The 26,305-nt window shown below is 33.7% G+C and carries 14 protein-coding genes; 2 read left to right on the top strand and 12 right to left on the bottom strand.

The features are described 5' to 3' along the window. Window positions 1–99 precede the first annotated feature (99 nt). From recN to LNQ49_RS21375, 7 genes are all read right to left on the bottom strand, one after another. Window positions 100–1,752 (bottom strand): DNA repair protein RecN, encoded by a 1,653-nt coding sequence (recN, locus tag LNQ49_RS21405; protein WP_229990974.1) that lies wholly within the window; start codon window positions 1,750–1,752, stop codon window positions 100–102. A gap of 52 nt (window positions 1,753–1,804) precedes the next feature. Then, window positions 1,805–2,689 carry a type IX secretion system protein PorD gene (gene porD, locus LNQ49_RS21400; RefSeq protein WP_229990973.1) on the bottom strand — a complete coding sequence of 295 codons (885 nt, stop codon included), beginning with the start codon at window positions 2,687–2,689 and terminating at the stop codon, window positions 1,805–1,807. After that, the gene (gene coaBC, locus LNQ49_RS21395; RefSeq protein ID WP_229990972.1) at window positions 2,682–3,893 is read right to left on the bottom strand and encodes a bifunctional phosphopantothenoylcysteine decarboxylase/phosphopantothenate--cysteine ligase CoaBC; all 1,212 of its coding nucleotides are present in this window, start codon (window positions 3,891–3,893) and stop codon (window positions 2,682–2,684) included. The genes porD and coaBC overlap by 8 nt, the downstream gene beginning before the upstream one ends. Window positions 3,894–3,902: 9 nt before the next feature. Further along, window positions 3,903–4,220, bottom strand: coding sequence for a DNA-directed RNA polymerase subunit omega (locus LNQ49_RS21390; RefSeq protein WP_129537989.1), 318 nt, complete (start codon window positions 4,218–4,220; stop codon window positions 3,903–3,905). Window positions 4,221–4,229: 9 nt separating this feature from the next. Beyond that, window positions 4,230–5,024 carry an outer membrane protein assembly factor BamD gene (locus tag LNQ49_RS21385; protein ID WP_229990971.1) on the bottom strand — a complete coding sequence of 265 codons (795 nt, stop codon included), beginning with the start codon at window positions 5,022–5,024 and terminating at the stop codon, window positions 4,230–4,232. Between the two features lie 136 nt (window positions 5,025–5,160). Beyond that, a complete protein-coding gene (gene dapA / locus LNQ49_RS21380) occupies window positions 5,161–6,042 on the bottom strand; it encodes a 4-hydroxy-tetrahydrodipicolinate synthase (RefSeq protein ID WP_229990970.1) in 882 nt (293 codons plus the stop codon). A gap of 1 nt (window position 6,043) precedes the next feature. Next, window positions 6,044–6,568, bottom strand: a complete 525-nt coding sequence (locus LNQ49_RS21375) for a DUF6913 domain-containing protein (protein ID WP_229990969.1) — start codon at window positions 6,566–6,568, stop codon at window positions 6,044–6,046. 47 nt (window positions 6,569–6,615) lie between these two features. Between LNQ49_RS21375 and LNQ49_RS21370 the strand changes: the two genes are divergently transcribed. Both LNQ49_RS21370 and LNQ49_RS21365 read left to right on the top strand, forming a co-directional pair. Then, window positions 6,616–7,395: a 5'-nucleotidase C-terminal domain-containing protein gene (locus tag LNQ49_RS21370; RefSeq protein ID WP_229990968.1), complete on the top strand. Its 780-nt coding sequence runs from the start codon at window positions 6,616–6,618 to the stop codon at window positions 7,393–7,395. Window positions 7,396–7,459: 64 nt separating this feature from the next. After that, window positions 7,460–8,371 carry a bifunctional metallophosphatase/5'-nucleotidase gene (locus LNQ49_RS21365; protein WP_229990967.1) on the top strand — a complete coding sequence of 304 codons (912 nt, stop codon included), beginning with the start codon at window positions 7,460–7,462 and terminating at the stop codon, window positions 8,369–8,371. Here LNQ49_RS21365 and LNQ49_RS21360 read toward each other — a convergent pair. The 5 genes from LNQ49_RS21360 to LNQ49_RS21340 all read right to left on the bottom strand — a co-directional run bounded on the left by LNQ49_RS21360 (window position 8,361) and on the right by LNQ49_RS21340 (window position 25,461). Next, window positions 8,361–9,050 carry a lysoplasmalogenase family protein gene (locus tag LNQ49_RS21360; RefSeq protein WP_229990966.1) on the bottom strand — a complete coding sequence of 230 codons (690 nt, stop codon included), beginning with the start codon at window positions 9,048–9,050 and terminating at the stop codon, window positions 8,361–8,363. The genes LNQ49_RS21365 and LNQ49_RS21360 overlap by 11 nt on opposite strands. Then, entirely contained in the window at window positions 9,040–11,043 is a 2,004-nt protein-coding gene (gene ligA / locus LNQ49_RS21355; protein WP_229990965.1) for an NAD-dependent DNA ligase LigA, read from the bottom strand. The genes LNQ49_RS21360 and ligA overlap by 11 nt, the downstream gene beginning before the upstream one ends. Window positions 11,044–11,168: 125 nt before the next feature. Then, the gene (locus LNQ49_RS21350) at window positions 11,169–13,103 is read right to left on the bottom strand and encodes an OmpA family protein (protein WP_229990964.1); all 1,935 of its coding nucleotides are present in this window, start codon (window positions 13,101–13,103) and stop codon (window positions 11,169–11,171) included. Window positions 13,104–13,114: 11 nt separating this feature from the next. After that, window positions 13,115–14,047, bottom strand: coding sequence for a PorP/SprF family type IX secretion system membrane protein (locus LNQ49_RS21345; protein ID WP_229990963.1), 933 nt, complete (start codon window positions 14,045–14,047; stop codon window positions 13,115–13,117). A gap of 53 nt (window positions 14,048–14,100) precedes the next feature. Continuing rightward, complete coding sequence (locus LNQ49_RS21340) at window positions 14,101–25,461, bottom strand: Ig-like domain-containing protein (protein WP_229990962.1); 11,361 nt, start codon at window positions 25,459–25,461, stop codon at window positions 14,101–14,103. Window positions 25,462–26,305 lie beyond the last annotated feature (844 nt).

The raw sequence follows: 26,305 nt of genomic DNA, 5'->3' as shown, positions 1-26,305 counted from the left end.
AACTATTTTTTATTTTTATTTTATAAAATGATGGTATTTAACTACCTATTTTCACTTGGTATGACTGAATAATTTAATTGACAAATATAACTCATTTTTTTAGTTGAGCAAGGCTTTAGCATGATTTAAAGCCGAATCAGAAACGACTGACCCTGACAACATTTGAGCAATTTCTACAACTCTTTCTTCTTGAGACAAAAGCTTTAATTCTGATTGTGTATCATCATCAACCGTTGACTTAAATACTTTAAAGTGTGATCCTCCTTTGGCTGCAATCTGTGGTAAATGGGTTATTGCAAAAATCTGCATTTGCTGACTCATCTCTTTCATAATCTCACCCATTCTAATAGCTATTTCCCCTGAGACTCCAGTATCTATTTCATCAAAAATTAACGTTGGTAATTTTGAATATTGTGCTAAAATTGCTTTTACAGCAAGCATGATACGCGACATCTCTCCTCCCGAAGCTACTTTTTTAAGCAATCCGAAATCTGTTCCTTTGTTTGCAGAGAATAAAAACTGAAGTTCATCTTTTCCATTTTGAAAATATGTTTCTCCATAATTAATATCAATTTTAAAACGAACATTTGGCATTCCTAATGTTTCCAATATTGTAATTAATTTATCTGACAACAATGGAATTGCTGCAATTCTATTTTCATGAATTTTGTTCGCAAAAACATCTAACTCTGTTACTTTTTGATCTATAGAAGTAGTTAATTTTGCAATCTCCTCTTCCATATTTCCTAATTCAAGAACTGAATTTTCTAATTTGGTTTGAATTTCGATTAAATCATCAACTGTAGCAACTTGATGCTTTTTTTGTAAATTATAAATAACCTGCAATTTCTGACTGATAAAATCTAACTGTGCTGGATCGTTCAATAATTTTTCTGATGCCTTTTGCAACTCTTTCGATACATCATCAAACTCGATAGCTAAACTTGTCAGTCTTTCGAATAAAGTTTGGTATTCTGTTGAGAAAGCAGCAATTTTATACAAGGAAGCTTTAACCTCATTTAAGTTATGAGTAACACCAAATTGTTCTTCATTAGCTATAGCCAATGATTTATCTATTGATTCTTTGATAATCTCAACATTGTTAAGCTTCTCAAATTCTTCTTCTAATTCTTCTTGCTGTCCTGATTTTAACTGTGCCGCAACCAATTCATTTAAAAGAAACGTATTATATTCTTGTTCTTTGGCAGATTCGCTTTGCTTTTTAAGAAGTGTATTCAGTTTTGTTTTATCTGATTTATATTTCTTTAAAACATTCTGATACTCTGCAATAACTTCCTGATTATTTGCTATTGCGTCAATAATTTGAAATTGCACACTCTCTTCTGACAACTCTTGTGTTTGCTGCTGTGAATGAATATCTATTAAATACAAACTCAACTCTTGCAACTCCTGAAGATTTACTGGACTATCATTGATAAAAGCACGCGATTTACCCGATGGTAAAATTTCGCGTCTTATTATAGTATCCTCTTCATAATCTAAATCATTAGCTTCAAAAAATGCTTCTAAATTATATTTTGAAATCTTAAAATGCGCTTCAATAACACATTTTTCTTCTTTGTTTTTCAACGAAGTCAAATCAGCTCTTTTACCTAAAACCAAGCCTAATGCACCCAATATTATTGACTTTCCAGCTCCTGTTTCACCAGTAATTATAGAAAATCCTTTTGAAAAATCAATTGATAATTTTTCAATCAGTGCATAATTTTTTATTGACAATGAAGTAATCATATCTCTTTTTTGTAATATAAGTTTTGGAAATAAGCAAACTTAACCTGAATGCTTAATATTTAATCTGTCCCCATTTAGTAGAATTCATCGGCGAAACCCTATTTAAATTCTCCACTAAATCTGTTATAGAAACGCTAGGACCTCCAGTAAATATTGATACTATTTCATCTGATTTAGCATCAAAAAACACTCGGGTTAAAAAAGCATTTGGTTTCGTTGCATTTAACTTTCCTAAAAGTAACAACGAAGTTTTAATTTTTTCTTTTGCCGCTTTTAAATCCTGATTCATTAGATCCAAACCTGTATGGTATCCATAAACACATTGTCGTAAATCACTATATGTTGGCGCAAGCATATCATTAATCAAGAAATAGCGATTTTGCAATCCATCTGACTGACTCCATCCTTTAAAACCTCCTTGTTGTGCAACATTAGCAATATTTTGAGCAGTTTCAAAAAATGGGGTCCCTAAGGCTGGCATAAAAGTATCTGCATCCATTCCTAAAATCATGTAACTATAAAATGTCATTATAGAAACAAGGTTCGACTCAAAAACATTTGGATTGTATAATAAATTTTCAAATTCGGTATATCTAAAACTCAAATCCTTATCATTGAAATTGAAAACTGGAGATGAATACGTCGAATTATAAATTAATCTTGAAGATTGTATTTGTATTGTACCTGAAAACTGATCTGAACTATTAGATGTGATAGTTAAATACATCGAACAGTTTATTTTCTCATTTTGTTTTAATGAACTTCCTGTCCAATCTGTATTATTAACAAATTCACTCAACGCAGTCTGTAATGTCTTAAAAACTTGTTGATTTGCATTAGGAAGCATTTGTGAATTTACAGTTACAGTACAATTTAACTGTTGTGCCTGTACAAGACCAAAAGATAAAAACAACAAAAAAGTAAGTATTTTATTCATAAAAATGCTTTATCACCTTATTTAAAATATCAGCTGCAACTGCCTCTTTAGTTTTTAATTCCATAGGCTCGATAGTAAGATGTTTGTCAATAAAGGTTACTTTATTTGTTCCTCCACCAAAACCTGCTCCTTTATCCTGTAAAGAATTTAAAACTATCAAATCTAAGTTTTTTTTCTGAATTTTTAGCTTTGCATTCTCAATTTCATTTTCTGTTTCTAAAGCAAAACCAATTAAAAACTGATTTTTCTTTATTTTACCCAATGATAATAAGATATCTTTTGTTTTTTCTAACTCTATTGTAAAGTCTTCTGAAGCCTTTTTTATTTTTTGTGACGCTACCGTTTTTGGCTTATAATCAGCAACTGCAGCCGCAGCAATTGCCACATCTACATCTGAATAGTACTCATGACATGCATCATACATTTCTTGTGCTGATGTTACTGGAATTACCTTTACTGATGAGTTCGTTACTTTGCAATTTGTAGGCCCAGCAACTAGTACAACCGAAGCCCCTAAGTTTGCTGCTTCTGATGCGATATCAAACCCCATTTTACCTGAAGAATGATTCCCTATAAAACGTACTGGATCTATTGCTTCATAGGTAGGACCTGCAGTAATTAAAAACTTCTTACCTTTTAGAGGTAATTTACTTTCTAAATCAGCTTCTAAAAATGCAATAATATTTTCTGGTTCAGCCATACGACCTTCTCCTGATAAACCACTAGCCAACTCCCCACTCTCTGCTGGAATAATAGTATTTCCAAACTGTTTTAACGACGAAAAGCTCGCTAAGGTCGAAGGATGTATATACATATCCAAGTCCATTGCAGGCGCAAAGTAAACTGGACATTTTGCCGATAAATAAGTTGCTATCAATAGATTATCGCAAGTACCATTTGCCATTTTTGACATTGTATTTGCGGTCGCTGGAGCAATTATCATCAAATCAGCCCAAAGTCCTAATTCGACATGATTGTTCCATTTTTCATTCTCATCATCTTGATTAAAGAAAGTTGAATGTACAGGATTTTTTGATAAGGTTGATAACGTAAGTGGCGTTACAAAATCCTTAGAAGCAGGTGTCATGATTACTTGAATCTCGGCACCTGCTTTTATAAAGAGTCGTACTAATGATGCTGTTTTATAGGCTGCAATTCCACCAGAAACTCCTAGTAAAATCTTCTTACCGTTTAAAACTGACATGGTACTGTATTATTTATTTGAATTTCTGTGGTATGTTTTACCGTCTAACCATTCTTGAACCGCTAAAGCGTGTGGTTTAGGCAATTTTTCGTAAAACTTTGAAACTTCAATTTGTTCTTTGTTCTCGAAAACTTCTTCAAGACTATCATTATAGGTAGCAAATTCTTCTAACTTCTCAGTCAATTCCTTTTTAATTTCAGAATTAATTTGATTTGCTCTTTTAGCCATAATAGTTATTGCTTCATACACATTACCTGTAGGCTCTTCAATAGTAGTTTTATTGTAGGTAATTGTATTTACTGGAGCATTCGTCTTTTTTAAATCCATGACTTTATTTTATTTAGTAAAATTTTGTAACTCTTTCTCAACTCTTTCATTCATCTCATCAGCTTTCACCTTGTAATGAGTATCGCTTTTATATTTCATTAAATTCGAATACGCAGTTTTAGCTACTTTTAAACGATCTTCCATTTTTGATGAAATACTGTTTATCGCCAACTGATATGCTGAATCAAATTTATAATACAATGCATCTTCTTTGAATTCTGTTCCAGGATAATCTCCAATAAAATTATCAAATGCTACTATTGCTGATTTGAAATCTGAAATAGTATTATATCCTTTTGCATTTTCATATGCTTTTTTCTCCAATTTATTAGTTAGCGTTTTAAGGCTTGCATTTGCCTCTACTAAATATTCTGAATTTGGATAATTATCTATAAATGCTTGCAACTTATCTATTGCTTTATTAGTATCTGTTTGATCTAAGCTATAAACTGGTGATAGCATAGAATAACTTTTAGCTCCTAAAAAAGCCGCTTCTTCTACTTTTTCACTTCTTGGATACCCTGAAGCAAAACTTTCGAACTGATATCCTGCTAAATAATACTGTTGTGTTTTATAATATGACTGTGAAAACATATAAAACAACTTTTCTGCTTGAGGTTTCCCTCTATATGATGTTGCAAGTTGCTCAAACAAACGAATTGCTTTAGTATACTTTCCTGCTTCATACATTTTTGTTGCCACTTCGAATTTAGCTGCTACATCTTCATTTTTTAGTGCTTTTTGATAATCACTACATGAACAAAAAAGAACAACGACAAACAATACAGATATTATTTTTTTCATTTTTTTACTTTTATTATGATTCCCAGGATGCTTATATCCAAGTAAAACCACACCGAAGTTTCGGTGGCAAATTTAGTTATTAATTTAGCTTCTACAAAATATTTTTTAGTATAATAAAATACCTTCTTTTTTATTTTTATTTAATGCTTTTTTTAACAAACTCATCAATACGATTTGCAAGTGACTCATCAGCTGCTACAAGCGGTAATCTCACAACATTCTCAGCAATACCAAGCGATTTAAACACTTGTTTTATTCCTGCTGGATTACCTTGCTCAAAAATCATATCAATACAATCTGATAAAAAGTATTGTGTTTTGAATGCTTCATTTACTTTTCTATTCAATCCTAAACGAATCATTTCAGAAAATTCTTTTGGAAAACCTTGTCCAATAACTGAGATTACTCCTGAACCTCCTGCTAAAATAATCGGTAAAGCGATCATATCATCTCCTGATATAACGAGAAAATCACTTGGTTTATTTTTAAGCAATTGCATTGCTTGTACTAAATCGCCTGCAGCTTCTTTTATAGCAACCACATTTGCAAAATCTTTTGCCAAACGTATTACTGTTGATGGCAACATATTACTTGATGTTCTCCCTGGGACATTATATAAAATAACTGGTAATGGAGATGCTTCGGCAATTGCTTTAAAATGCTGATAGATTCCTTCCTGCGTAGGTCTATTATAATAAGGTGATACTGATAATATCGCCTCAAACGCTGACAAGTCTCTTGTTTTTAGTTCTTGCACAACTTGCATGGTGTTATTCCCTCCAATTCCTAACACTAAAGGTAACCTTCCTTTATTTGCATTAATAACTGTCGAAATAACAAGTTCCTTTTCTGCCTCAGTTAATGTTGCGTTTTCGGCAGTTGTCCCCATAACTACAAGATACTCAATTCCTCCATCTACAGAAAAATTAACTATTCTTTGTAACGCTTCTATATCAATTGAAAAATCTTCTTTAAAAGGAGTCACTAGTGCAACGCCTGTCCCTATTAATGATTGCATATTAGATTATATTTTGTTTAATGTTTTTTAAATACTTAAATAATTCATTCACGAAAACTTTATATTCTCGTACATTGGTATTAATCATCACTCGATTTAACCTTTTATCGACCGAAGCAAAACCTACTTTGAATTTGGCTTTGGAATTCTGTGTTATTAGCATCAACATTGCTTTTTCGATATCATAATAACTTATCAATAAATCGAATTCTTCTTTTATAAAATCTTTCAACAAATTTTCGGTAATCTCTCCACTCCAATTAAGATGATTAATCCCAAAAGTTGGACAAGTATACGCCTCTTTTTTATCGAATTTATCTTTATAAACTACAACCTTGATATTTTTTTCTACAATTCCTCTTGATACCAATTCGGCTAGCAAAGCATCTTTTTCTGAAAAATCACTTCCATCTATAAGTAAACCAACCGTTTGTATATCGGTAGTAAATGCACAGTTTTTTACATTATCAAGATTTTTATTTAATGATTTTTTTACAAAAAAAACCTTTATATAATTTAAAAACATAGTACTTTTACTCGATTACAAAATTAATTATTTAAGTCGCATTTAAGATGGTAAAACTAAAAAAGTATAACGGATTTTTGAAACTTTTTGTTATATTCTTAACACTTTTTTTGGGAGTTTCTTGTAGTAAGCAAACTTATCAAGTTTCCAAAATAGAAGGTAAGCTAATTCCTATTACTAGTACTGAGAAACAAACTCCTGAACTAGAAAATTTCATTAAACCTTATAGAGAACATATTAATAAAGATTTAGATAGTGTTCTTTCTTATTGTCCAGAAACGCTAGACAAAAGTACTGGAAAATTACAAACAACTATTGGTAACCTAATGGCAGATGTGTGCCTACAAAGAGGTAACATAGTTTTTAATGCTAGAGAGAAGAAAGATATTGATATTTGCTTCCTTAATCACGGTGGTATACGAGCAATACTTCCTAAGGGTAATGTTACTGCAAGAACTGCTTTTGAAATTATGCCTTTTGAAAATAGCCTTGTTGTTATTGCTTTAAAAGGAGAACAAATCGTAGAATTGGCTAATTATTTTATTGCTGAGAAAAAACCTCAACCTCTTTCTGGAATGACTTTTACCATTACCAAAAATAACACTCCAACGAAAATTCTGGTTCAAGGAAAACCTATCGAAAACGATAAAATATATTATGTTGCCACAAATGATTATTTAGCAAATGGTGGTGATAGTATGAACTTCTTTAAAAAAGGTGTTCAGAAATATGATTTAAATTACAAATTACGAGACATTCTTATTGATTATTTTAAATCTGTTCCTAAGATTCCGGTACCTAAAGATATCCGAGTTACACAAGAATAAAATAAACAATTAAAAAATATTGAAGAACTTTGGGTTCAAGCGTTTTACCGCAAAATAATTTAAAATGAAAAGAAGAGATTTTATCGAAAAGACTGCTGCTAGTACAGCATTATTAAGTTTAGGTTTGTCTATGAGCAGTTTCACATCGCCAGATGTTAAACACATTACTATATTACATACCAATGATGTTCATAGCCATATTGATCCTTTTCCTGCCGATGATCCACGTAATGCAAATATGGGTGGAGTATCAAGACGCGCCGCTTTAATTGATACGGTTCGTAAAGAAAATCCAAATGTTCTTTTATTAGATGCTGGTGATATTTTTCAAGGAACTCCATATTTTAACTACTATGGTGGAGAATTGGAATTTAAATTAATGAGCATGATGAAATATGATGCCTCAACAATTGGTAATCATGATTTTGATAATGGTGTAGAAGGTTTATATGCGCAAATGCCTCATGCTTCATTTGAATTTATTTCTTCTAACTACGATTTTAAAAATACTGCAATGGACGGCCTTGTGAAACCGTACAAAATTTTTAATAAAGACGGTATTAAAATAGGTGTTTTTGGTCTTGGAATCCAACTTGAAGGCTTAGTAGACAAACTTATGTATAAAGAAACTGTTTACAACGATCCTGTAGAGACTGCACATGATATGGTTAGAATTCTTAAAAAAGAACAAAAATGTGATCTAGTAATCTGCTTATCGCATTTAGGATACAAATATCGTGATGATTCTTCTAAAATATGTGATTTAAAATTAGCTGAATTAACTCAGGATATCGATTTAATAATTGGTGGACACACGCATACTTTTCTTGACAAACCTACGGTTGTAAAAAACAAAGCTGGTGAAGATGTTTTAGTTAATCAAGTTGGTTGTTATGGAATTAACGTAGGTAGAGTAGATTTTTACCTTGATAACAACAAGAATAAATCTTCACAAGGGAAATCAATTATTGTTTAATTCGAAAGTTTTCAATTCTTTTTTGGATAAAATATCCTACCATAAAATAATAGGCTAACATTTGTGTTACATCTCGTATTAACACCAAAACTATTGAATTATCAAAAGATTGATTGAAAATAAAGAAGATATCCGAGAAGATAAAACAGGTTGTCATTAACGTTAACAGAAGGTTCAAATAAGTGCCTTTGGTTATATAAGTGATAAATGAAACGCATCCTAATATACTCAATACAATACCGTATATAGTATAAATAAAATGGTAATCATCTACTTTCTCATATTGTAAGCCCAAAACGGAAACCAATAAATACAAAATAAATATAACGACTATTGCAACTGGCAATATGTCGTTTTTTTTTAGCTTTATTTTTCTATAATCGTTGAAAATAAGTTTTAGAAACAATAAATAGACTGATAAGAAACAAAAAAGAGAACCTAACTCTGTAGCATCAACCTCCATTAAATTAAATACTTCTCCTGTAAAGCAAAAGGCAAAAATAAATCCTTGAATTATACTTATCCTATAATTTGTAGTAATAAGATAGTATATAAATATTGAAGGCACCACAATTGCCTTTGCATACATACCTATAAAATCTTCTTTTAAGAAATCAAAGATAATCGCAAACGTTAATGCTAAGAAGTAAAGAATTAATGATGGTGTATTAGCTTTCATTTAATTTTGTTATAAAATCATCTTCTGAAATTATAGGGATATTTAATTTATTTGCTTTTTCTAATTTAGCGGGTCCCATATTTTCACCTGCAACAACAAAATCGGTTTTGGCAGAAATTGAACTTCCTACTTTACCGCCATTATCTTCAATCGTTTTTTTAATATCGTCTCTTGAGAATTTAGAAAACACTCCAGAAACAACAAAGGTTTTTCCTTCAAATTTAGTAGTTGCATTAGGATTTATTTTTTCTACTACCTCAAATTGAACGCCATACTCTTTTAATCGCTCAATGATTTTTTTATTCTCATCGTTTTCAAAGAACTCTATCACGCTCTTTGCAATACGCTCTCCTATTTCGTCTACTAGAACAAGATCCATTAAAGTAGCTTGACTCAATGCATCTATGTTTTTGTAATGTTTTGCTAATTTTTTGGCTACTGTTTCTCCTACAAATCGAATTCCAAGAGCAAACAAAACGCTCTCAAATGGAATTTTTTTAGAATTCTCTACTCCTTTTACTAGATTTTCAGCAGACTTTTGAGCCATTCTTTCCAATGGCAAAATTTGCTCTACTGTTAGCTCATATAAATCAGCATAATTGTGAACTAAACCGTTATTAAATAGTAAGGCTACTGTTTCTCCTCCAAGTCCTTCAATATCCATTGCTTTTCTTGAAATATAATGCTGGATTCTACCAATAATCTGCGGAGGACATCCATAAAAATTAGGACAATAATGATTCGCTTCTCCCTCTGATCTCACCAATTCTGTATCACACTCTGGACAAAGGGTAATATATTTTGTAGGTTCAGCATCTGCTGGTCTTTGAGTTAAATCAACTGCTATTATCTTTGGAATAATCTCCCCTCCTTTTTCTACAAAAACAGTATCATTTACTCTTATATCTAATTTCTCTATCTGATCTGCATTATGTAAAGATGCTCTTTTCACAACAGTTCCAGCTAATTGTACTGGCTCTAAGTTTGCTACTGGAGTAATAGCTCCTGTTCTTCCTACTTGGTAAGAAATTGAATTTAATTTAGTAGAAACTCGCTCTGATTTAAATTTATACGCAATTGCCCAACGAGGTGATTTTGCTGTATAACCTAACTCCTCTTGATGTTGAATACTATTTACCTTTACAACCACACCATCTGTTTCATAAGGTAATTCATGACGATGAATATCCCAATAATCTATAAAATCAAATACTTCTTGTAGGTTGTTAGCCAATTTTGCTTCAACTGGTACTTTAAAGCCCCATTTTCTTGCCAGTTCTAATCCTTCAAACTGAGTTCTAAAAGGCAAATTATTTCCTGTTACAAAATAAAGCAAACATTCCAATGGTCTTTTGGCTACCTCGGCACTATCTTGTAATTTCAAACTTCCTGAAGCCGTATTTCTTGGATTTGAATAAGGTGTTTCACCAATTTCGATTAAATCCTGATTCATCTTTTCGAATCCTGCAAAAGGTAAAATTATTTCGCCTCGAATTGCAAAAACAGGTGGGTAATTTCCTTTTAGTTGTAACGGAATCGATTTTATCGTTTTAATATTATTTGTTACATCATCTCCTTGAAATCCATCTCCACGAGTAACTGCTCGTTTTAATTTTCCGTTTTCATATGTAATACTTATTGAAGCACCATCATATTTTAATTCACAAGTATATTGCAAGTCAACATTCCCTAGTACTTTTTGAATTCTGGTTTCCCAGTCGATTAAATCTTCTTTCGAATACGAATTATCTAACGAATACATACGATATTCATGAGCTACTGTCTGAAAATTTTTTGTAATTGTACCACCAACTCGTTGTGTTGGTGAATTTTCATCAAAAAACTCTGGATGTTGCTCCTCTAATTCCTGAAGCTGCTTTAGTTTTACATCAAATTCATAATCTGATATTGTAGCATTATCAAGTACATAATAATTATAATTATGCACGTTTAATTCATCTCTTAAAGCTTGTATGGAATCCTGAATATTCATATTTTTTTGTAATTCGATTGTCTTTATTATTCTAAAAAAGTTTGTCTAAAATAAGCATTCAAAAGTATAATTAAAAACAAAAAAACCACTCTTTTAAAAGTGGTTTTCACAAAATAATTTAAGATTTATTTTTCCGTTACAATAAAGTCTGAACGTCTGTTAGCAAAATGCTCTTTTTCAGTACATTTCACTCCATTACTACATTTATTCACTAATCTTTTTTCTCCATAACCAATAGCACTTACAATTCTTGAAGCATCAATACCTTTTGAAAGAATATAATCTTGTGTTGACTTGGCTCTCTCATCTGATAATTTTAAATTATAGGCATCTTTACCTCTAGAATCTGTATGTGATTCAATTTTAATCTTAATCTTAGGGAATTTTTGCATTACAAATACAACTTTATCTAGCTCAATTGCTGCTTGTGGATTAATATTAAACTTGTCATAATCAAAGAAAATAGGGTTGATATCAACTTTTTCTACACCATCTTTTTTAACTACCAAATCATCGTAATTACTAAGATAGAAATTAACATCTTTTATCTCGCCATTATTGTCTTTTGTAGTTTCTACATATTTTTCATCTCCACTATAATTTGGTTTGTTAGCCGTTATTTTTACCCTCTTACTACAAGGTACTTCCAATTTATAATTCCCATCTGCATCTGTTTTAGTTTCGGTAATAACCGCATCATATACATCATAAGCTATAATAAATGTATCACTTATTCCTGCTTTTGTTTTGGTATTTATTGCTTTTCCTGAAACTAACTGATTACAAATTGGTCTTCCTTTGATAAAATAATAAATATCATCATCCCCTTTTCCTTGAGCACGATTTGATGATATATAACCATAATTTTCTTTTGAGTCGATTATATATGAGAAATCATCCTTATTACTATTTATTGGTGCTCCTAAATTTCTTGGTACTGAAAATTTAAACCCTTCAGAAAGTTTACTCTCATAGATATCTAAATCCCCTAACCCATAATGTCCGTCTGAAGAAAAATAAAGCATCCCTTTTCTATAAAAAGGAAATACTTCATTACCAATTGTATTAATTGTTGGCCCTAAATTTTGTGGTGAACTCATCGTACCATCACTGGCAATTTGTACCACATACAAATCAGTTTCTCCATATCCTCCTGGCATATCTGATGCAAAAAACAGTAATTTACCATCATCACTTAGGTATGGATGTCCTACTGAATATTTATCGCTATCAAAAAATACTGTTTCAGTTTTAACCAATTTATTATCCTCTATCGTTCCTTTTATAATTTGAAAATTATTAGTTTTAGATTCATCTACCACCAATTTGTTCTTCTTAAGAATATTTGTTGTATAATACATTGTTTGCCAATCCGAACTAAATGTTACTGTAGCCTCATGGTATTTAGTCATTATATTAGGCACAAAAATTATTTCATCAAACAAATTACCATCAACAGCACTTCTTTCTGCAACATATAAACTTAAAAATGGCTGTTTGTTCCAATTGTATAATTTTTTATCAAAATTGGTTGTATCTCTTGCTGATGTAAATACTATCTTGTCTTTATAAAAAGCTGCTCCAAAATCAGATTTATTGCTATTAATAGCAATATTTTGTATAGTATAAAGCGATTTAGCTTTTGATAAACTATCTAATAGTTTCTTTTGAAAAATGTATCTATCGACTTCCTTTTGGTCTCCTTTTTTATTTAAATATTCTTTGGTAATTTTATCTGCATTACCATAATCCATTACTCCTTTCATGGACTGAATGTACCTTAGATAATAAATATCAGGCAAATTATCTCCTTGTATTTCATACAGCTTTTGATACCATTTTAAAGCATTTCGATTATCTGAAATAAAATAATAAGAGTCAGCTGCATTTTTTAAAGTTTGAACCGATGGCTTTTTTATTTTTTCTAAACATTCCTCGTATGCTTTTGCAGCATCTACATAAGAATAGTTTCTAAATAAAGCATCTGCTTTTTTTAAATTTGTTTGCGCTAAAACAGATACGAAGCTGAATAGCAGACTAAGTATATAGTATTTTTTCATAAGTCGAATTTTTAAAAGAATCTCGGAGATTTAATTTTTCTTGGGTCTTTATGAAATTGGTAACGCAAGATGAATTCATGAGAACCATCATTGTATTTATTCAATTTGGTTACTGAATAATCATATGAATATCCGATGTAAAAGCTTGGTGATATTTGAAATCCTGCCAATGCACTAACTGAGTCATCAAATCGATAAGAAGCTCCTAATACCACTTTTTCTTGAAGCATAAAATTAGCTGAAAGATCTACTGAAATTGGTGCTCCACTAACTACTTTAGCTAAGACAGCTGGCTTGAATTTTAAACTTGGACTCAAATCAAATACATAACCTCCCATGAAAAAATAATGCAACCTATCATAATCTAACGATTCTTGTATATCATTGTAATAATCGCTTCTTATAAAGCTAGGAACAGATGCTCCAACATACCATCTATCAGTATAATAATATACTCCTGCTCCTATTGAAGGTTTAACTACATTATTGACATTACTATTTAATAAAGCGTCATTAGCATCATAGTATCGTCCTTTAGACCAATCTATATTCATCATTCGCATTCCTGCTCTTAATCCAAATGCTAATCTTTTTTCATAACCCAAAGGCAAAGAATATGAAAAATTACCATCTAAGTATAGCTCATTTGATGGTCCTAATTTATCATTAACCACACTTAAGCCTAAACCTATTTTTTCATTTCTCAATGGCGCATGCACTGAAAGTGATTGTGTTTGCGGTGCGCCGTCTATTCCAACCCATTGGGATCGATGCAACAATACTGCCTCTAGATAGCCTGTAGAACCTGCATAAGCTGGATTAATAACCATTGTGTTATACATATACTGCGTATATTGCGGGTCTTGTTGTGCATTTGCAAGGAATGATGCAAACCCGCAAAATATTAAAAGATAGGTCTCTATAAATTTTACACTTAGTTTCATATTACAACTATTTAGTCAGTTAATTTAATTTGATGATTTATGGTTACAGGAGGTTATCTAATAATAGATAACCAACCTGTTTTAACTACTCCATCTGCACCAATGTCTAGAACATAATAATATGTGCCCGCTGGTAATTTATCTCCTTTATTAATTGCTCCCGAAACATTTGCTATTCCGTCCCAATCATTATTATAATGGCTTTGTTTATAAACTAATGCTCCATATCTGTTATAAACATTTAAACTATTGTTTGGATAATTTTCAATACAATCTATTTTGAAAACATCATTTGCACCATCATTATTAGGAGTAAATTCATTATAAACTATCAAACATACTGGACTTACAGATGCTTCAGCATGATTATTTGAAGTATCTGAATCTATTGGATTTGAAATAATAACTGAAGCTACATTTAAATAATTGCCAGTTGGTAATACCTGAGCTACAATTGTTAGTGTTGCACTTGTATTTGTATTTAGCACTGGAATACTCCATACTCCTGTTGTACTATTATATACTCCGGTACTCGTTTGTGCACTAACAAAACTATATCCTGAAGGTAAAAGATCGCTAACTATTACATCTATAAAGTTTCCTGATCCAGTGTTATTTACTGTTACAGTAAAAGTCACATTTTCATTAATATTTGGAGTTGGATTATCTACAGTATTTGTCATTGTTATGTCTGAGCAAGTCTGAACAACCAAAGCAAGTAATTTAGTTTTCGTTTCATTACATTGATTAGAATATGAAACATTTACACTTGCTGGTCCGATTGCTGGCCAAATAACTTTTACAAAATTATCTGTACTAGTTCCTCCTCCAGTTACAGTTCCTCCTCCAGTGATTGTCCAATTATAATTAGACATTCCACTTAAAGTTGTATATGTGATTTCATCAAAAACACAAGGAGCAACTTTACTTTCAGTTATTGTAGCTGGCTCACCTCCTCTAAAACTAACTGGTACAGCCAATCTAAATTTACTTTCACAGCCTGTAACTAAATTTACTAAAGCTCCATAATATGTTCCCGTAACAAGTAATGTACTTGGTATTAACGCTACTCCTCCAGTTTCTACATTATACCAGATAACACCCGTTTCATTCACTTGTATATCTGAAATTTTTGGTAGAGCTGATAAACAGAAATCTTGTGCTGCCTTTAATGTTGTAGGGATTGCTCCATCATTAACAGTCACTTTTACCAATAATCGAACTGAGCTTTCACAATTTGTTATTGGATCTTTCGTAGCTGCATAATAATTTCCACTAATTAATGTAGCTCCTGATGGAATCAAGTTTCCTCCACTTAAAGCATCGTACCAAACGATATTAGCAGCACTAGCAGGACTTACATTTATACTTGCAACTGTTGACGTATTTATCAAACAGAATTTCTGATCCGTATTATCTATAATTGGCGTTGCCGGATCTGTTACTGTTACAGTCACTAATAATCTTGTAGAACTCTCACATCCTGTTACTGCATCACGAATAGCTCCATAATACAATCCGCTTGCTAACGCTGTAGTCGGATCTAAAGCTGTTCCACCAGTTTCAGAAGTATACCAAACCACTCCTGCTTCGTTCCCTTGTAAGTTTGATACTTTTGGTGTATTTACTAGACAGAAATCTTGCGTCGTATCAGTTGTAGTTGGTGTGGTTGGATTGGCTACTGTTACTGTTACCAGTAATCTCACTGAACTCTCACAACCTGTAACCTCATCACGGATAGCTGCATAATATGATCCGCTTGCTAAAGCTGTCGTTGGATCTAATGCTGTTCCTCCGGTTTCAGAAGTATACCAAACTACGCCTGTTTCATTCACTTGTAGATTCGATACCTTCGGTGCATTTGCCAAACAGAAATCTTGTGTCGTATCAGTTGTCGTTGGTGTAGCTGGATCTGTTACCGTTACTGTTACCAGCAATCTAACTGAACTTGTACATCCTGTTACTGGATCTAAGATAGCTCCATAATACAATCCACTTGCTAAAGCTGTAGTTGGATCTAAAGCTGTTCCTCCGGTTTCAGAAGTATACCAAACTACGCCTGACTCGTTCGCCTGTAAATTCGATACTTTCGGTGCATTTATTAGACAGAAATCTTGCGTCGTATCAGTTGTTGTTGGTGTAGCTGGATCAGTTACCGTTACTGTCACTAATAATCTTGTAGAACTCTCACAGCCTGTTACTGCATCACGAATAGCTCCATAATACAATCCATTTGTTAAAGCTGTCGTTGGATCTAATGCTATTCCTCCGGTTTCAGAAGTATACCAAACTACTCCTGCTTCGTTCACTTGTAAGTTCGATACTTTCGGTGCATTTGCTAGACAGAAATCTTGTGTCGTATCTGTTGTAGTTGGCGTAGCTGGATCGGTTACTGTTACTGTTACTAGTAATCTCACTGAACTCTCGCAACCTGTAACCTCATCACGAATCGCTCCATAATACAATCCATTTGTTAACGCTGTAGTCGGATCTAAAGCTATTCCTCCGGTTTCAGAAGTATACCAAACTACGCCTAGCTCGTTCACCTGTAAGTTTGATACTTTTGGTGCGTTTACTAGACAGAAATCTTGTGTTGTATCTGTTGTAGTTGGTGTAGCTGGATCTGTTACTGTTACTGTTACTAGTAATCTCACTGAACTTGTACATCCTGTTACTGGGTCTAAGATAGCTCCATAATACAATCCACTTGCTAATGCTGTAGTTGGATCTAAAGCTGTTCCTCCGGTTTCGGTTGTAAACCAAACCACTCCCGTTTCATTCACCTGTAAGTTGGATACTTTCGGTGCGTTTACTAGACAGAAATCTTGTGTTGTATCTGTTGTAGTTGGTGTAGCTGGATCAGTTACCGTTACTGTTACTAGTAATCTCACTGAACTTGTACATCCTGTTACTGGATCTAAAATTGCTCCATAATACAATCCACTTACTAACGCTGTCGTTGGATCTAAAGCTGTTCCTCCGGTTTCGGTTGTAAACCAAACTACCCCAGTTTCATTTACCTGTAAGTTGGATACCTTCGGTGCATTTGCTAGACAGAAATCTTGCGTCGTATCAGTTGTAGTTGGTGTAGCTGGATCTGTTACCGTTACTGTTACCAGTAATCTCACTGAACTCTCACAACCTGTAACCTCATCACGGATAGCACCATAATACAATCCATTTGTTAACGCTGTAGTCGGATCTAAAGCTATTCCTCCGGTTTCAGAAGTATACCAAACCACACCTGCTTCGTTCACTTGTAGATTCGATACCTTCGGTGCGTTTACTAGACAGAAATCTTGTGTTGTGTCTGTTGTAGTCGGTGTAGCTGGATCGGTCACTGTTACTGTTACTAGTAATCGAACTGAACTTGTACATCCTGTTACTGGATCTAAAATTGCTCCATAATACAATCCACTTGCTAATGCTGTAGTTGGATCTAAAGCTGTTCCTCCTGTTTCAGTTGTAAACCAAACCACTCCTGACTCGTTCACCTGTAAGTTTGATACTTTCGGTGCATTTATCAAACAAAAATCTTGAGTCGTATCAGTTGTAGTTGGTGTAGCTGGATCTGTTACCGTTACTGTTACCAATAATCGAACTGAACTTGTACATCCTGTTACTGGATCTAAAATTGCTCCATAATACAATCCACTTACTAACGCTGTCGTTGGATCTAAAGCTGTTCCTCCGGTTTCAGAAGTATACCAAACTACCCCAGTTTCATTCACCTGTAGGTTCGATACTTTCGGTGCATTTACTAGACAGAAATCTTGTGTTGTATCTGTTGTAGTTGGTGTGGCTGGATCAGTTACCGTTACAGTTACTAGTAATCGAACTGAACTCTCACAACCTGTAACCTCATCACGGATAGCACCATAATATAATCCATTTGTTAACGCTGTGGTTGGATCTAAAGCTATTCCTCCAGTTTCAGAAGTATACCAAACTACTCCTATTTCATTTACCTGTAGATTCGATACTTTTGGCGCATTTGCTAGACAGAAATCTTGGGTCGTATCAGTTGTTGTTGGTGTAGCTGGATCTGTTACTGTTACTGTTACTAGTAATCTCACTGAACTTGTACATCCTGTTACTGGATCTAAAATTGCTCCATAATACAATCCACTTACTAAAGCTGTAGTTGGATCTAAAGCTGTTCCTCCTGTTTCAGTAGTAAACCAAACTACGCCAGTTTCATTTACCTGTAGGTTCGATACTTTTGGTGCGTTTACTAGACAAAAATCTTGTGTTGTATCTGTTGTAGTTGGTGTAGCTGGATCAGTTACTGTCACTGTTACCAGTAATCTCACTGAACTTGTACATCCTGTTACTGGATCTAAAATTGCTCCATAATACAATCCACTTGCTAAAGCTGTGGTTGGATCTAAAGCTGTTCCGCCAGTTTCAGTAGTAAACCAAACTACTCCTGTTTCATTTACCTGTAGGTTCGATACTTTTGGTGCGTTTACTAGACAGAAATCTTGGGTCGTATCAGTTGTTGTTGGTGTAGCTGGATCAGTTACCGTTACTGTTACCAATAACCTCACTGAACTTGTACATCCTGTTACTGGATCTAAAATTGCTCCATAATACAATCCACTTACTAACGCTGTGGTTGGATCTAAAGCTGTTCCTCCTGTCTCAGTTGTATACCAAACTACTCCTGTTTCATTTACCTGTAGGTTCGATACTTTTGGCGCATTTACTAGACAGAAATCTTGGGTGGTATCAGTTGTAGTTGGTGTAGCTGGATCAGTTACCGTTACTGTTACTAGTAATCTCACTGAACTTGTACATCCTGTTACTGGATCTAAAATTGCTCCATAATACAATCCACTTACTAAAGCTGTAGTTGGATCTAAAGCTGTTCCTCCTGTTTCAGTAGTAAACCAAACTACGCCAGTTTCATTTACCTGTAGGTTCGATACTTTTGGTGCGTTTACTAGACAGAAATCTTGCGTCGTATCAGTTGTAGTTGGTGTAGCTGGATCAGTTACCGTTACTGTTACTAGTAATCTCACTGAACTTGTACATCCTGTTACTGGATCTAAAATTGCTCCATAATACAATCCACTTACTAAAGCTGTGGTTGGATCTAAAGCTGTTCCTCCTGTTTCAGTAGTAAACCAAACTACGCCAGTTTCATTCACTTGTAGATTAGATACTTTCGGTGCATTTACTAGACAGAAATCTTGTGTTGTATCTGTTGTAGTTGGTGTAGCTGGATCGGTTACCGTTACTGTCACCAATAATCTCACTGAGCTCTCACAGCCTGTTACTCCATCACGGATCGCTCCATAATACAATCCACTTACTAACGCTGTGGTTGGATCTAAAGCTATTCCTCCGGTTTCAGATGTATACCAAACTACTCCTGCTTCGTTCACCTGTAAGTTGGACACTTTCGGTGCATTTACTAGACAGAAATCTTGTGTCGTATCTGTTGTAGTTGGTGTAGCTGGATCGGTTACCGTTACTGTTACAGTTTTAAGTTCTCCATTTTTGTTCTGACAAGTATTATCACTTGATACAGCAACATAATAAGAAATTGGGCTCATGGCAGTTGTTAGTCCAGAAGCGGTTAAAACTCCCGCACCACTAATTGTATATGTAACTCCACCGATTACAGCCCCATTTATAATAGGTTGTGTTTTATTGATGTCTAAATACCAAAAGAATACAGGATTCGTTAGGGTACTTGTTGGTGTTAATGTCGCATCTGTGTCATGACAAATAGAAGCATTATCAACCGTAATATCTGTTGGAAGTGACGTTGGTAAAATTGTAAATGTAACTTGTTTTCTATCTGTAGATAACGTTTCACAATATTCATCCGAACTAACTCCAACATAATAAGTATATGTTCCAGGAACTAATCCTGTAATAACTAATTTCGAAGTAGACTGCCCCGGAATCAATTGACTTGTTGTACCATCAAAACTATACCAATAATATACTGGATTTGTAAGTACTGGAGCAGTATTTAAAACTGCGTCTAATGTTACTGTACCATCTTCAGCACAAATTGTTGTATCGCTTCCCGTATTTATTGTTACACTTGCAATTGCACTTGCAGGTGTAGTTGCTCTAACTTCTACGGTTACTTCTCCTCTTGTTAAAGCTGGGCAACCGTAACGAATTGGTTGAATATAATATTTATAAATACCTGCAGCCAAAGTAGCTGGGAGTGTATATGTTTGACCATTGACTAATAGATTTCCACCAGTTGGGGAATCATACCAAGCATAATCAGCGCAGGGTTTTGGAGGAACTTCTAAAGTAATATCCGTTCCGGGACAAACCGTGATTTTATTATTGAGATCACCGCCAATAACTTTGGTATTTGTTACACGATCAATATTATGAACTCTAAGTTGGTCTAACACACTTGCAACACCGCCAAAAGTAATTGTAACTCTATCATATGGCTGAGTTTGTGGAGCAACAATAGTCATTGCCATTGTATCTCCAGAAAGCAATTTTAAAGTCAACAAACTACTTGTATTTTGAATAGGACCTCCAACAGCAATATCACCAGAATAAAGTTGAATAGTAAATCCAGTAAGTAAATTAAGATTTAAAATTGTTCCTGGTTTTGAAATTGTAATCCTTAAACTATCACCAACCATAGATGGAGTTCTAAAAACTGCTTTTAATTCAGCAGCAGCAAGCACTCCGGCTCCGCTAAACATTGTAGCATAAGTTGCAATATCTCCATCGGCTATGTTCCATGGATTCGAAACACCTACAGTAGCTGTTAATGCTCCAATTCCTAAATCTTTTACTCCTGTAAAAACGTCTTGAATATCACCTTGTCCACAAGTTATTTGAGTTACTTGTTTTTTATAATAAGCATCATAAACATTTACATTTTGTGCGAGACTTAAAATAGATCCTAATTGAACTCGAATACCATCATAATCTTTAGGACCAGCAACATCCGAAGGGACAAAAGTATATTCGAATGAATTCTGACCAGATAGTAAATTTAATAATGATCCTGATACAGATTGTAAAGTTCCAATATCAATCGGATTGTTAGATCCATCACGTTTAGTTCCTATTACTGAAATACTTTGTCCTACTGCAACCAAGCTATTTTCTAAACCTAATTTCACTGTCACTGGAGTTCCTTTGGTTATAGTTGTAGGCCATTGTATATTTTGCCATGTAGTACCAATCCCTAAAAGTCCTAAACCTGTAGTTATTGTAGAAAATGTACTTGGGTTACCATCCGCCGCATTTGCTCCATTTGTTACTGTTCCAGTAATAATTGAGGACCAAGTCTGACTAGTTGCATATTCTCTTTCTAATAATGGATCACAACTTACTGGATCAATCACACTAATTGTTATAGCCTGAGTCACAGTACAAGTTCCATTACTAGCAATTACTGTATAAGTAAAAATTCCTACTGTATTAAGAGCGCCTGTATTATTTGATGGTATTGCATTTCCTTGCGGATCATACCAAGTTACTGTCCCATTAGATGTTGCCGATAATGCTACTGAATTTCCTTTATTAACAACAACTGAACTTGTTACAGCAGTTAATGTTGGTAAAGGATTAATTGTAACAATAACTTCTTTCTTTACAGATGGACAATCAACACCCACTGTTTGAGCTTGAATCCAATAAGAACCTCCTACAGTAATATTTGCAGCAGCTTGTTCCGTAATTGGAGTTACTCCTTGAAAGAAAGTATAGGTAGTATTTCCTGTTGCGTCAAAATTTATAATTGCATCTTTCAAACTAACTTTAGCACAACCAGCTAAAGTAGGTGTAACATCTAAAACTGATTCTGCTGGATAATTTACAACAACAGCTTTCAATGTACCGTTTATATTCTCACAAGTACCTCCATTAAGAACTGATATATAATAATTATAAGGTGCATCCACATTATTAAGTCCGCTGATAGTAAGTGCTCCAGTTGCTGGATCTTTAACAAAACTTACTCCTGGCTGTGCTACAACTATAGTTCCTGTTGAAATTTCTTGTGTCTTATTCTGATCTGTATAATATTTAAATTGTGCCCCTGCTAAAGCTGATGTCGGTGCTAATACAACTCCTCCTACACAAGAAGCTATCTGAGGACTAGTAATTGTAATATCAGCATCTGTTGGAATAGGCAAAACAGTTACAGTTACTGCTTCACGATTACTGTTATCACAACCTCCACGACTTGACTGCAAATAAAATATTTTGGTTGCAGCTAATGGTCCAGTTGCATAAACATTTGTATTAGTAGCTAAGGCAACACCTCCACTAGGAACATCAAACCAGCTGAAAGTTTCAGTACCAATTGATGATGCTGTTAATGTAGTTCCTTGCCCTGCACAAATAGGAGACGCGGCTCCTGTTATTGTAGGAGTTGAAAATCTATATGAAGCTTCATAAATATCTAAACTTGTTAATAATGTAGCCAATCCACTTAATCGAATCTGAACGCTCGTAAATGGCCCTGCAGCCACAAAACTTGCTTTAAAACGATTCCCTGTTAATATCTGAACATTTAAAAGTGAATTGATATTTGCTTGATCACCATTTCCAACACCCAAATTAAAACTTTGCAAACTAATATAGGAAAGAGCGCTTATATCAAGAAGTCCAACAGGAATTCCTAATTCAACATCTATAATATCACCTGCTTGTCCTGTTGTTGGAAAGGTCAACATTTGTTGTATATAATCATTTAATAAACCAATTGGTATTGAAATGTTTGCAGCAGTTGTATTGTTACCATCAACAGAAGCTGAATTATTAGTAGAACTACATGTTAGACATCCGTCTAGTCCACCTCTAGAAGTAACTTGTGAATTTGCTAATAAACATGTCGCAATTGAATTGCTTATCGTTACATTAATTACAGCTCTTGAACTACTGATACAATCTGAAACTAGATCTCTGGCACTAACATAAAACGTCTTACTTACCGTTAAAGCTGGACTAGGAGTATAAGTACTAGTATTTGGGGCTAAAAGGGTTCCTCCCGTTGGAGCATCGTACCAATCATAAGAAAATCCAGGATTAGCTGTAACGGCTAAAGTTACATTTTGACCAGACTGAATAGTAATAGTAGAAGATACTGGGACAGGCGCTGATGGCAGTGGACTCACATTAACAGTAACTGCTGTGCGGATTGCACTTAAACAGCTTCCAATTCCTGCTTCAACATAATAGGTAGTTGTAGTAGTCAAACTTGGTGTACTATAAGCTGTACCTGTAAATAATAAATTCCCACCAGTAACTGCATCATACCATCTATAAGTGGTACCAACAACTGGTGACTGGATCGTTATTGTACTCGTTTGTCCACTACATAAATTCAGAGGAACAGCATCAATTGCTGCTGGAGCCACTGGATTATTTACTGTAACAAGTACAGGAAATCTTTCACTATTTACGCAACCATTACGAGTAACTTCAACATAATATGTAGTATTTATGGTTAAAGCAGGTGTAGTAAAAGCAGCAGTACTACTCAATAGATTACCTCCTGTTAAAGCATCATACCATTTAATTGTTTCACCAACAGCAGCATCAGATGTCAATGTAGCTGTTTGTCCACTACAAATGGTTGTGCTACCAGTTATCGTTCTCGCTTTAAATTTATAAGATGCCCCATAAATATTAACACTTGATAATAATGTAGCCAAACCTCCCAATCTAACTTCAACACGATCAAAAGAAGCGCCAGCTGCAAAACTTGCTATAAAGCGATTTCCAGTTAATAACTGAATATTTAAAAGAGGATTATTAACTGCTACTCGATCATTATTAAAAGTAGCTCCGTTATAACTAGCCAATGAAATATAACTCAATAAGCTTACATCTAGAATTCCAGTCGGGATTTCTAAGTCAACTTGAATAACATCACCTGCATTACCTGCATTATTGAACTGCAATGTTTGTTGAATCCATCCATTAACCAAACCAATTGGTACAGTTAATGTTGAAGCTGTACCACTATTTCCATCTACCGAATTATTTGAATTAGTAACCGAACACAACAGACAAAGCCCATTTTGAGTTGTTTGTTGACTATTCGCCTCTAAACAAGTTCCAAGCGAAGCTGGTAAAACTGTTACCGTTATAGGCACTCTAGTTGCACTTAAACATCCACCAATAGTGTTACGGGATTCAACATAAAATGTTTTGGTAGCCAATAATATTGGTGTCGTAAAAGTATTAGAATTAGCCAATAATTTAGTTCCACCTGTAGGTACATCATACCAATCTAATACAACATTTGCTTCAGAAATTGAAGCGCTTAAGGTTGCATTTTGTCCTGATTGAATCGATACACTTGGGGTTAATACCGTTGCTAAACTAGGAACTGGGGTTGAAGTAACACTAACAGGAGTTCGCGTTGGTGTTGTACATGCACCAATTGTTGCATCTACATAAAAATTAGTTACACCTGTTGGTACAGTTGGTGTATATGTATCTCCAGTAGCCAAAGCGACACCGCCAGTAGCAGCACTATACCATGAATATGTTGTTCCCGGTACTGGATTTATGACTGACAATGTGGTAGCCTGTGTTGGACCAGTAGAACAAATCGCAGTACCTGTAGTATTAATAGTCGGCAATACTGGATTTATAACATTTACTGTTACAGGAACACGCTCGTTACTTTCACATCCAACATTTCTAGAAACACTAACATAATAAGTAGTTGTAGTTGTTAAAGCAGGTGTTGTAAAGTTACCTGTAGCTGAAAGAACCGTAGTTGAAGTTGGAGAATCGTACCATGCTAATGTTGTTCCTGGAGCAGCTGATGCTGAAAGAGCTATTGATTGTCCAAAACATACAGATTGCGAAGCACCTCCCACAATTGTAGGCTGTGCAAATTGTAAACGGACATCGTATATCCTTAAATTTACTAATAAACTTAAAAGCCCTCCGGTTTGAATTTTTATCTGATTTGCATCACCGGGCAATGTGTATTTAATTACTGCAACTTGATTACCTGGCAACAATTGAAGATTTAATAATCCATTATTTAATGGCACAGGACTATCTACATCTGCTCCTGAAAGTTTAGCTTGGATTGTTGCATTAGCTAATAAACCAGCTTGCAATAGCCCACTTCCAGTTCCAAAATAAATAACAATTTGATCACCAGCTTTTGCTGTCTGATTAAATGTTAATGTCTCTTGTGCAAAACAAGCCAAACCAACTGCATTTGTTAATGAAGCGTAAGTACTCATGCTCGCATCAAATGCATCATTTGGAGTTGTAACACTCATCCCAATACACAAAAGGCCTCCTGTATTATTAGTTTGTGAAACTGGTCTACAAAAAGTTTGTGAAAATGAACTCGAAAAGGGAATCAATATCAAAAACAACCACAAATAACTTTGCAAAAAAGTCACATTTTTTATTGTTAAGAAAAAAGTTTTCATATTCCTGAGAGATTAATAAAGTGATAAATAAATTCCAATATGATAAATAAGCGATACCAATCAATAATCTCATATAAAACAGAGATTATCAAATAAAGCTATACTAACAAACCATCAGACATACATTCTAATGCTCTGAAAATATCTTGATTATAAAGTCTATAAAAAATTACTCGGAATTTGCTGCAAACTCAATTCGCGAAGAAGCGAATGAATCCTTAATTCGACAAAAAATAAAAGCCAAATGGATTCTAAAAAAAGAAAGTCGTTTACAAGAGTCGTTTAAAGTAGATTTTAATTTCATAAAATATTTTTTAAGAGATTAATGTATTTATTTGATATTCTGCTTGTATAATTTCAGTTAACATAAGGCAATAGAAACCTATATGAGATGTATTTGTATACATCCATAAAAAATAAAAACAGAAAATTAATTCGACGATTTAAGTACAAGAACACCTTCTCACAATAATTCTAAGAAATTGATTCTACAGAAATGCGAAAACTAAAATCTACTAAATGCGAAAATAAATTCAGCCAAAATAGATTTGATAACTAATACTTGAGTAATCGAGTTACGCTTCAGGGGGATTGAAGTCTTAAATAAACAATACTATTCTGTATTGTTATAGAATAAATAACAGCGATGGTTATAATTATATTGACCAATCAAATTATTTAATCTGAAAACAAAAGAATTCATTTGATTCATAAAATTATCAAATAGGGAAAACTCTTTTTTACTCGAAAAAGTAAAATCAGATGAGATGTCATTTAATTTTTTATTGAATGACGATGATGTAAGAAATAAATAAAAGAAGAATTTATTTCTTCTGAAAAAAGT

The organism is Flavobacterium pisciphilum, assembly GCF_020905345.1.
Classification (GTDB): Bacteria; Bacteroidota; Bacteroidia; order Flavobacteriales; family Flavobacteriaceae; genus Flavobacterium; species Flavobacterium pisciphilum.
Note: the sequence above shows the minus strand (reverse complement) of the source record. Positions and strands in the feature narration are given on the sequence as shown.

Excerpts from the sequence above, each read along its gene's own strand:
- LNQ49_RS21345 (WP_229990963.1), bottom strand. The coding sequence starts at position 14,047 with ATGAAACTAAGTGTAAAATTTATAGAGACCTATCTTTTAATATTTTGC.
- LNQ49_RS21375 (WP_229990969.1), bottom strand. The coding sequence starts at position 6,568 with ATGTTTTTAAATTATATAAAGGTTTTTTTTGTAAAAAAATCATTAAAT.
- coaBC (WP_229990972.1), bottom strand. The coding sequence starts at position 3,893 with ATGTCAGTTTTAAACGGTAAGAAGATTTTACTAGGAGTTTCTGGTGGA.
- ligA (WP_229990965.1), bottom strand. The coding sequence starts at position 11,043 with ATGAATATTCAGGATTCCATACAAGCTTTAAGAGATGAATTAAACGTG.
- LNQ49_RS21350 (WP_229990964.1), bottom strand. The coding sequence starts at position 13,103 with ATGAAAAAATACTATATACTTAGTCTGCTATTCAGCTTCGTATCTGTT.
- LNQ49_RS21340 (WP_229990962.1), bottom strand. The coding sequence starts at position 25,461 with ATGAAAACTTTTTTCTTAACAATAAAAAATGTGACTTTTTTGCAAAGT.
- LNQ49_RS21390 (WP_129537989.1), bottom strand. The coding sequence starts at position 4,220 with ATGGATTTAAAAAAGACGAATGCTCCAGTAAATACAATTACCTACAAT.
- dapA (WP_229990970.1), bottom strand. The coding sequence starts at position 6,042 with ATGCAATCATTAATAGGGACAGGCGTTGCACTAGTGACTCCTTTTAAA.
- LNQ49_RS21360 (WP_229990966.1), bottom strand. The coding sequence starts at position 9,050 with ATGAAAGCTAATACACCATCATTAATTCTTTACTTCTTAGCATTAACG.
- porD (WP_229990973.1), bottom strand. The coding sequence starts at position 2,689 with ATGAATAAAATACTTACTTTTTTGTTGTTTTTATCTTTTGGTCTTGTA.
- LNQ49_RS21370 (WP_229990968.1), top strand. The coding sequence starts at position 6,616 with ATGGTAAAACTAAAAAAGTATAACGGATTTTTGAAACTTTTTGTTATA.
- LNQ49_RS21365 (WP_229990967.1), top strand. The coding sequence starts at position 7,460 with ATGAAAAGAAGAGATTTTATCGAAAAGACTGCTGCTAGTACAGCATTA.
- LNQ49_RS21385 (WP_229990971.1), bottom strand. The coding sequence starts at position 5,024 with ATGAAAAAAATAATATCTGTATTGTTTGTCGTTGTTCTTTTTTGTTCA.
- recN (WP_229990974.1), bottom strand. The coding sequence starts at position 1,752 with ATGATTACTTCATTGTCAATAAAAAATTATGCACTGATTGAAAAATTA.